We start from the raw sequence: 9,352 nt of genomic DNA on the forward strand, positions 1-9,352 counted from the left end.
GTCAAATATGTCTATTACTATCTCATTGACATCATCCTACCACTACTCCGCTCCAAGTCCTCAGGAGAAAAATACTCAATTTCGATTTTTCCTTTTCCCTTTCCTTTATTATTGATATTTACTTTTGTTCCAATAACTGTTTTTAATTTTTCCTCATAATCTTTATAAATCAATTCCGTCTGTGTATCTTTTTTCTTTACTTCTTTCGTTGGTTTATCTTTATCTGCAAGATATTTTTTTACCATCTTTTCTGTTTCACGAACACTCATGGAATTATCAAATATCATAACAGCCAGCCGATACTGTTCTTCCTGATCAGTTACACTAAGAAGTGCTCTGGCATGTCCACTTTTAATTTTGTCTTCAATAATCATTTCACGAACTCTTGGATCAAGCTTTAATAAACGCAAAGAATTTGTAATTGCCACACGACTTTTTGATACCCGCTCTGCTACTTCGTCCTGTTTCAAATTAAAATCTTTTATCAGACGTTCGTATGCTTCTGCTTCCTCAATAGCGTTCAAATTTTCTCTCTGAATATTTTCAATCAATGCAATTTCCATAACCTGTTGATCACTATATTCTTTTACCACAACAGGAATCTCTTTTACTCCTGCTTCTCTTGCAGCACGCCATCTTCTTTCACCGGCAATAATTGTATAGAAACCCTTTTTTCCTTTTTGTACAATTAAAGGTTCGATCAGCCCATGCTGTTTAATAGATTCTGCCAGTTCATGTATCTTATCTTCATTAAAATTTTTTCTAGGCTGATTACTATTTGGCTCAATTTTATTAATATCTATCGTATCTACCTCTTTTATTATTTCTTTCACTACTTTCTTCGCTTTGGTATCGTCCCCCGATATCATCGCGTCAATACCTTTTCCTAATCCTCTTTTTGCTGCCATGTTTTTTCCTTTCTTTTACCTTATTACTTTTTATATCAATCTATTTCTTTTTATATCGGTCAATAACTTCCTTTGCCAGATTTCGATAACTTACTGCCCCCGCAGATTTTGGCTCATACATATTAATCGGCAAACCATGGCTTGGTGCCTCTGCCAATCTGACATTTCTAGGAATAATCGTTTTATATACGTTTTGGTGTAGATTTTCTTTTACATTTTCCACCACTTCCATAGATAAACAAGTTCTTCCATCATACATTGTAAAAACAACACCCTCTATCTCCAGATTTTCATTTAATCTGTCTTTTACCAGATTAATTGTATGTATCAACTCACTTAATCCTTCAAGTGCATAATATTCACACTGTATCGGTACAAGAACGGTATCTGCTGTGGTCATTGCATTAATTGTCAACATACTAAGAGAAGGTGGGCAATCAATAATAACAAAATCGTATTTATCTTTAACTTTATCGACTTCCTTCTTTAAAATATATTCTCTCTCTTTAATTCCGACTAATTCAATCTCAGCTCCCGCCAAATCTCGATCTGAAGGAATAACGGATACCCCTTCTACCACAGAAGGACTAATGCAATCCCATATTTCTGTATAATTAATCATTAGATCATAGACTGTCGCATCCAATTCATCTTTATTTAATCCCAATCCACTGGTTGTATTTCCCTGTGGATCAATATCAATCACTAAAACCTTTTTTTCTTTTTCAGCGAGACAGGCTGAAAGATTAATTGAAGTAGTTGTTTTACCTACTCCACCTTTCTGATTTGATATTGCTATTACTCTACCCATTAATTCTCATCCTTATCCTTTCTGTTTGTTGAATGTTTCACGTGAAACATCAATAAAACATATCTAAGATAAAAAGGGCAAACCAGCGTTTTGCCCTCCAAGAATTGCAATGCAATTCTCATTGTTCTTCACCATATTATTAACATTTTCATATTATTTCAATATCTAAAACAGAAATGTTTCACGTGAAACATTTCTGTTTTAATCACAATATTTATTATACCACGGATTATCACATCATTCCATAGTGGAATTAGAATTTTAAGATTTTTACAATTATTTTATAGAGGTTTTTTTCTTGGTATTCCATTATTTCTCGGATATTTGCTTGACGTATTATCAAACTTTTCAAATAATAGAAAATTACGTCTAATATCTGTATCCGGTAATTCAAATGAAATATTTTTTTTCAACTTACAACACAATTTATTTTGTGCATTTTTTGAATCACTTAACTCTTCTTCTGATGAAATAGACTTATAAGAAATAAACATTCCACCTTTCTTTATAAATGGAATACAATATTCCAACAATACAGAAAGATTTGCAACAGCCCTTGAAACGCAAACATCGTATTTTTCACGATATTTTTCATTCTTAGCCAATTCTTCGGCTCTGCTGTGAATACATTCTACATTCTTCAAACCACACTTTTTCACAACATCTTGCAAAAATACAATTCTTTTATTCAAAGAATCCATCAATGTAAACTGTACCTTTGGAAGTAATATTGCTAGGGGAATTCCAGGAAATCCAGCTCCTGTTCCAACGTCAATAACATATTCGCCGGGTTTAAAATCAAAATATTTTACAATAGACATGCTATCATAAAAATGTTTTAATATCACCTCATCTTCTTCTGTAATTGATGTCAGATTCATCACCTGATTCATCTCAATCATATAATCATAAAAGATTTGAAATTGTTCTAACTGTTTTTCAGATAAATCAATCTCATTATTTTTACAAAGCTCGTATAGTTTTTCATTCATATAGAGTCTCCATTCATTTTTAAAAGTTAAGTATACTAATCAATATACCAATTTCATATTTTTTACTTTCGTCCACTTTCCAGATAAACCAAAAGTACAGATATATCTGCGGGTGAAACTCCCGATATTCTTGATGCCTGTCCAACAGACGCCGGACGAATTTCACTTAGTTTTTGTTCCGCTTCTTTACGAAGGCTATATACCTTGTGATAATCAATATCTTCCGGTATTTTTTTATTTTCCAATTTATTAAACTGCTCTACCTGACGCATTTGTCTTTTAATATATCCATCATATTTTAATTCGATATTTACCTGTTCCATAACATCTGCCGGCAGATCAGGTCGATCATCATCAATATCATCTAATTTATCATATGATAGTTCCGGTCGTTTTAATAATTCAGCCAAAGTAGATCCGGACTGTAACGGTGTACTATCATTCTTCTTCAAAAATGACTGTACTTTTTCAGATGCTCCCACTGTCGTATTCATAAGACGATCTGTTTCTTTCTGAATCATTTTTCTTTTTTCTATCAGGTGCTCATATCTTTCTTCCGAAATCAAACCTATCTTATGACCAATTTCTGTCAGACGTAGATCCGCGTTATCCTGCCTAAGGAGTAGTCGATATTCTGCTCTTGATGTCATCATACGATATGGCTCATTTGTTCCTTTTGTAATCAGATCATCAATCAAAACACCAATATATGCCTGGGAACGATTTAAAATCAAAGGTTCCAATCCTTTAACCTTTCTGGCAGCATTAATTCCTGCAATAATTCCCTGTGCTGCAGCTTCCTCATATCCTGAACTTCCATTTGCCTGTCCTGCGCTGAAAAATCCGGAGATTTTTTTAAATTCTAATGAAGCCTTTAACTGTAATGGATTAATACAATCATACTCAATTGCATAAGCATTTCGGACAATTTCAGCATGCTCTAATCCCGGCACAGTATGATACATTCGAATCTGAACATCCTCCGGCAAGGAACTGGACATACCACCAATGTACATTTCATTTGTATAATTACCTTCCGGCTCTAAAAATACCTGATGTCTTTCCTTATCTGCAAACCGAACCACTTTATCCTCAATTGATGGACAATATCTCGGACCGGTTCCCTTGATGTTTCCGGAATATAATGGAGACCGATCAATATTATCCATAATAATTTTGTGTGTTTCTTTGTTGGTATATGTCAACCAGCACGAAACCTGTTCTCTCTCTAAATCCTCCGGTGTATTTGTAAAAGAGAATGGAACAATTTTCTCATCCCCTGTCTGTTCTGCCATCTTTGAAAAATCAATCGTTCTTTTATCTACGCGAGCCGGGGTTCCCGTTTTGAAACGACGCACCTCAATTCCAAGCTCCATCAAATGCTTCGTCAATTCGTTAGCAGCAGCCAAACCATTTGGTCCTGTATACTGGCTTACATCACCATAAATACATCTCGCCTGAAGATATGTTCCGGTACACATGATCACTGCATCGCATGGATAGACTGCATTGGATGTTGTTCTTACACCTGTCACCTTATTATTTTCCACTAAAACCTCTGCTACTTCTCCCTGCTTGATTACCAGATTATCCGTATTTTCCAATACACGACGCATAGATCTGCTATAATCTTTTTTATCTGCCTGTGCCCGGAGAGAATGTACTGCCGGTCCTTTTGATGTATTAAGCATTTTTGATTGAATAAATGTTTTGTCAATATTTTTCCCCATTTCACCACCAAGGGCATCAATTTCACGAACCAAATGCCCCTTCGAAGTTCCTCCAATATTTGGATTACATGGCATCATTGCAATACTATCTACACTTACTGTAAATACAAGTGTATGCATTCCAAGTCTTGCAGCCGCTAATGCTGCCTCGCATCCGGCATGACCGGCACCAATTACAACCACGTCATATTTATTATATATATAGTCCATAATTTACTCCATTTCTATATCACTGCTTTACTTACCCATACAAAAATCAGAAAATATTTTATTTACTAAATCTTCCGAAGCTGTTTCACCATTAATCAGGCCAAGACTTTGATATGCTTCCATCATATCAATCGTATAAAAATCTTCCGGCATCCCATCATCAATCGTCTGTACTACCTGTTCCAGACTTTGCACTGCAGACTCCACCGCATTTTTATGACGGACACTTGTAATATAAACCTGATCATTATATTGGATATCTCCTTTTAAAAAGGAATTTGTAATATATTCTTTTAACTGCTCCAGTCCCTGCTTTGTCTCATTAGAAAATGGAATAATCGTCCAATTTAATCTTGAATTAATCTCTTTCTCATTCAATACCAGATTCAGATCCGATTTATTAAAAAGAATTATTCCCTTTTTATCCTGAAGTAATTGAATAATCTGTTCATCCGCCTCATTTAATTTATCACTGGCATCCATAACATAAATAATAAAATCAGCCTTTTCAATATAATCCACTGCCTTATCCACACCCATGTTTTCTACAATGTCTTCTGTCTCATGGATTCCTGCTGTATCAATAAGATTTAATATAATATTACCAAGAACCACTTTTTCCTCCAGAACATCTCTGGTTGTTCCCGCAATATTTGTTACAATTGCTCTCTCCTGCTGCAGCATCAGATTCATCAAAGATGATTTTCCTGCGTTTGGTTTACCAACAATAACTGTATTGATTCCTTCCGATTTCATTCTTCCATCATCAAAATTTAACAACAGCTTATTTAACTTTTGTATATGACCAATCATAATCTCCCGAAGCTGTTCTGCAAAACCATCCAAAGAGATGTGCTCCGGATCATCCAGCGCCGCCTCAATATATCCCAACTGATGTAATATATCCTGGCGAATTTTTTCAATATATTGAGACACTTCTCCTTCTAACTGGTTCAATGCACTCTGATATGAAAAATCATTTTGTGATGAAATCAATTTCATCACAGCCTCTGCCTGCGACAGATCAATCCTTCCATTCAGAAACGCTCTTTTTGTAAATTCTCCCGGTTCTGCCAGTCTTGCTCCATGATGAAGCAGCTCATTCAATATTTTTTTCACCACATAATTTCCACCATGAGTATCAATTTCTACAACATCCTCTTTGGTGTAACTATTTGGTTCTTTCATTAACACAACGATCACTTCATCCAAAATTTCTTCCTGATCATTTACTATAAATCCATAATGTACCGTATGTGTTTCCTTTTTTTCGAAATAATCACTTTTCCAGATTATATTTTTTTTCTCTTCCTTTTGCAGATTCGAAAGATATTTTTTGGTACGAAAAATGCTTCCTACAACCTGAAGAGCATTCTCTCCGCTAATTCTTATAATACTAATTCCGCCTCCCATGCCACTGGCAATTCCGGCAATCGTCTCTTCTTGCATGGAACCCTCTCTCCTTCTATGAAATCTATCAATAATCTCACTGATACAAAGCTTCATCACACATAATTATTTTTCTATTTTATGATAAAACAAAAAGGGACTGATATCCAGCCCCTTTCCAAAACAATTTATTATTCCTCTGTTGTACTTTCCTCAACACCTGAATCATCTTCATTGGAATTTATATTGTATTCTCTCTTCTTATAAGAATCATTATATCTCTTCTTACGATATCCACCACCGTTTCTATTATAAGAACGTCCTCCACCATAGGAATATTTACCTCTTCTCTCATATCCGGTATCTACTCCCGGCTTCAATGTAATGACTACCTTACGATAAGGCTCCTCCCCCTCGCTATGAGTCTCTACATATTTATCATTCTGTAAAGCAGAATGAATAATTCTTCTCTCATATGGATTCATTGGCTCCAAAAATACAGGACGATGAATTCTCTTTACCTTATGTGCAATATTCTTTGCGAGGTTTTCCAATGTTTCTTTTCTGCGGGCACGATAATTTTCTGTGTCCAGCTTCACCTTCATATAACCATCTGTCTCCTTGTTTACTACGAGACTTGTGAGATACTGCAACGAATCAAGAGTAGCACCTCTCTTACCGATCAGAGGTCCCATATCTTCTCCTGTAAATTCAATATTCATCACATTTTCTTCTGCATTAATGGTCACTTCAATCGAAGCTTCAATATTCATTGCCTTAAAAATCTTGCTTAAAAATCCGATTGCAATATCTTCTAATGTAAGCTTCTTACATACACGGATAATTGCCGGCTTGCTAAATAAGCCAAGAATTCCTGAACTTTCTTTTTCAATAACTTCATATTCTACATTTTCTCTTGTTGTTTCCAACTCAACCAAAGCAATATTTAATGCTTCTTCTACTGTTTTTGCAGAAAACTCTTTCCACTCTGACATGACCAATTCCTCCTTATTTTTATTTATCATCACGATTCAGCATATTGGCATATGCTGCAATACTTCCTTCTTTATAATTTGAGTTTTTGGACTTCTTAATGTCCTTTGTACTACTCTTTCTAGCTTTATCACTAATGCTGCTGTTTTTCTTTGCTGCATTACCAGCCGTACTTGTCTGCTTCTGTTTCTGTGCCACATTTGTATTGATATTGCTTGTTCTGGTCTTTGCAGCCTTGTCCAAAACAGACGGATCCATGCCCATTTTTTCGTATTTCTTTTTGGCCTTATCTACATTTTCTTTGATCAAATCATCCATATTTATTTTACTAAAATACAGATTAATACACAACTGCTGGAAAATACGGAACACATTACCGGCAATCCAGTAAATACCTACACCAATCGGAAACATCAGACACATAAAACCTGTCATGAATGGCATTACCGTATTCATTGTCTGCATTGACTGTCCCATTGGATTGTCTGAATTTGCAGTCTGCTGCTGTGTTCCTGCCATACTCAGCTTTGTGCTGATATACTGTGTCACGATAGAAAGAATCGGAATAATTACACTAACCGACTTAATTTTAGGTGTATCTGCAATATTCAAGCCCAGGAAATAATTAATATTCCGCGCCTGATGTGCCGTTTTTGTAATGACCTCACTCAGATCCGGATGATTTTTGATCAATACATCCCATCCACTGGAATTAAACTGAGATAATACATCAATATAATAATTAATATTACCGGCATCTGATTTTGCTGCCTTTACTGCCTGTGTTACTACATAAGTAGGATTTGATATATAGCTTTTGTCTGCAAGCTGGCTTACAGTAACTCCAGCCTCCTGAAGTACTTTTGCAAGTCCATCATAAATATCATAAACCTGTGGCACATATGCCGGAATATTGTAAATAACACGATACAATGCAAATAAAATAGGAAGAGTGATCAACATTGGAAGACATCCACTCACCGGACTTACTCCATATTTCTGATAAACAGCCTGTGTCTCAAGAGACATTTTCTGCTGTGATTCCTGATCCTTTTTATTTTTGTATTTTGCCTGAATTGCCATCAATTCCGGATTCATTACCGATGACATCTTTGCAAATTTCTGCTGCTTAATCTGCATTGGGATCATAAGCGCATTTACAATAAATGTAAACAAGATCATGCAGATACCGGTATTCTCAATACCTACTACAGACAATACGGAATATAATCCCTGTAATATATAACCAAGCAAACGTGCAATTGGTCCTAAAATCGCTCCCTGGTAAGTTGTCAAAAAAACACTCATCATTATTCAGTCCTCCCGGGCAAGTTATTCAAAGTCACATACACTAAAAATTACTCTAATCACTATGGTACAGGATCATAACCACCTTTTGCAAAGGGATGGCATCGTAAAATTCGTTTTACAGCTAAAAAACTCCCCTTGAAAAAACCATACTTTTCTAAAGCTTCTACCGCATACTGTGAACAAGTAGGCGTATAAATGCAAGTTGGTCTTCCCTTCAGAGGAGAGATAAATTTCTGATATAAATGTATAATAAAAATCAAACCACGTTTCATTATTGTTATCTCTTTAAAATATTCTGCCTTTTACACAAATTTAAGAAGGCACTCTCTATATCCTGATATTTTTTATCCTTCGCAGCCTTCCTAGCTACAATAACGATATCATATTCTGTCAAAATATTACTTTCCTGTAATCTGATACATTCTCTGATCAGCCTGGTTATCCTATGCCTTACCACACTATTTCCAACTTTTTTACTAACTGTGATTCCAAATCTGTTCTCATCGAGTTTATTACTGAGAACATACATTACCAAATACTTATTGGCATAGGACTTTCCATGGCGATACACATTCAAAAATTCAATATTCTTTCTAATTTTTTGAAACACGATATGTCCCTCTTATAAAGTAGCACTTTATAAATAGAAGAAAAGGTCACATAACTGCGACCTATGCGGATAATTTATGTCTTCCCTTTGCTCTTCTGCTCATAATAACTTTTCTGCCGTTTGCAGTCCGCATTCTCTTTCTGAAACCATGAACTCTAGCTCTGGATTTCTTCTTAGGCTGGAATGTCATCTTCATTACAATACACCTCCTTGATCTGTATTACATAAAATCACATGTATCACATATTATATTATGTCATTTTGGAATAGTCAAGCCCTAATTTTCATATTTTACGGATATTCCACCAGAAATTCAATTCAAAATCCCCCTTGGGGATATGTGGATATTCATTTCTTCACTTATCCACACCTTACAATTTTTCAAAAAATTATAAACA

At 35.2% G+C, this 9,352-nt stretch carries 10 protein-coding genes; all 10 read right to left on the reverse strand.

The features are described 5' to 3' along the window. Window positions 1-17: 17 nt before the first annotated feature. The 10 genes from H8704_RS13525 to rpmH all read right to left on the reverse strand — a co-directional run bounded on the left by H8704_RS13525 (window position 18) and on the right by rpmH (window position 9,150). Window positions 18-908 (reverse strand): ParB/RepB/Spo0J family partition protein, encoded by an 891-nt coding sequence (locus H8704_RS13525; protein ID WP_249298606.1) that lies wholly within the window; start codon window positions 906-908, stop codon window positions 18-20. A 40-nt stretch (window positions 909-948) separates the two neighbouring features. Beyond that, entirely contained in the window at window positions 949-1,719 is a 771-nt protein-coding gene (locus H8704_RS13530) for a ParA family protein (RefSeq protein WP_249298607.1), read from the reverse strand. 281 nt (window positions 1,720-2,000) lie between these two features. Next, window positions 2,001-2,711 (reverse strand): 16S rRNA (guanine(527)-N(7))-methyltransferase RsmG, encoded by a 711-nt coding sequence (rsmG, locus tag H8704_RS13535; RefSeq protein ID WP_249298608.1) that lies wholly within the window; start codon window positions 2,709-2,711, stop codon window positions 2,001-2,003. A gap of 62 nt (window positions 2,712-2,773) precedes the next feature. Then, on the reverse strand, window positions 2,774-4,651 hold the full coding sequence (gene mnmG, locus H8704_RS13540) for a tRNA uridine-5-carboxymethylaminomethyl(34) synthesis enzyme MnmG (RefSeq protein ID WP_249298609.1): 1,878 nt from the start codon (window positions 4,649-4,651) through the stop codon (window positions 2,774-2,776). A gap of 27 nt (window positions 4,652-4,678) precedes the next feature. After that, complete coding sequence (mnmE, locus tag H8704_RS13545; protein ID WP_249298610.1) at window positions 4,679-6,100, reverse strand: tRNA uridine-5-carboxymethylaminomethyl(34) synthesis GTPase MnmE; 1,422 nt, start codon at window positions 6,098-6,100, stop codon at window positions 4,679-4,681. Window positions 6,101-6,231: 131 nt separating this feature from the next. Continuing rightward, window positions 6,232-7,035 carry an RNA-binding cell elongation regulator Jag/EloR gene (gene jag / locus H8704_RS13550; RefSeq protein ID WP_118679974.1) on the reverse strand — a complete coding sequence of 268 codons (804 nt, stop codon included), beginning with the start codon at window positions 7,033-7,035 and terminating at the stop codon, window positions 6,232-6,234. Between the two features lie 19 nt (window positions 7,036-7,054). After that, window positions 7,055-8,344 (reverse strand): YidC/Oxa1 family membrane protein insertase, encoded by a 1,290-nt coding sequence (locus tag H8704_RS13555; RefSeq protein ID WP_249298611.1) that lies wholly within the window; start codon window positions 8,342-8,344, stop codon window positions 7,055-7,057. A 59-nt stretch (window positions 8,345-8,403) separates the two neighbouring features. Continuing rightward, on the reverse strand, window positions 8,404-8,616 hold the full coding sequence (yidD, locus tag H8704_RS13560) for a membrane protein insertion efficiency factor YidD (RefSeq protein ID WP_022465983.1): 213 nt from the start codon (window positions 8,614-8,616) through the stop codon (window positions 8,404-8,406). 5 nt (window positions 8,617-8,621) lie between these two features. Then, window positions 8,622-8,954 (reverse strand): ribonuclease P protein component, encoded by a 333-nt coding sequence (gene rnpA, locus H8704_RS13565; protein ID WP_330606028.1) that lies wholly within the window; start codon window positions 8,952-8,954, stop codon window positions 8,622-8,624. A gap of 61 nt (window positions 8,955-9,015) precedes the next feature. Beyond that, complete coding sequence (gene rpmH / locus H8704_RS13570) at window positions 9,016-9,150, reverse strand: 50S ribosomal protein L34 (RefSeq protein WP_022465985.1); 135 nt, start codon at window positions 9,148-9,150, stop codon at window positions 9,016-9,018. Window positions 9,151-9,352: the final 202 nt, after the last annotated feature.

Origin of the sequence: Jutongia huaianensis (genome assembly GCF_014384985.1) — a bacterium.
Lineage (GTDB): Bacteria > Bacillota > Clostridia > Lachnospirales > Lachnospiraceae > Jutongia > Jutongia huaianensis.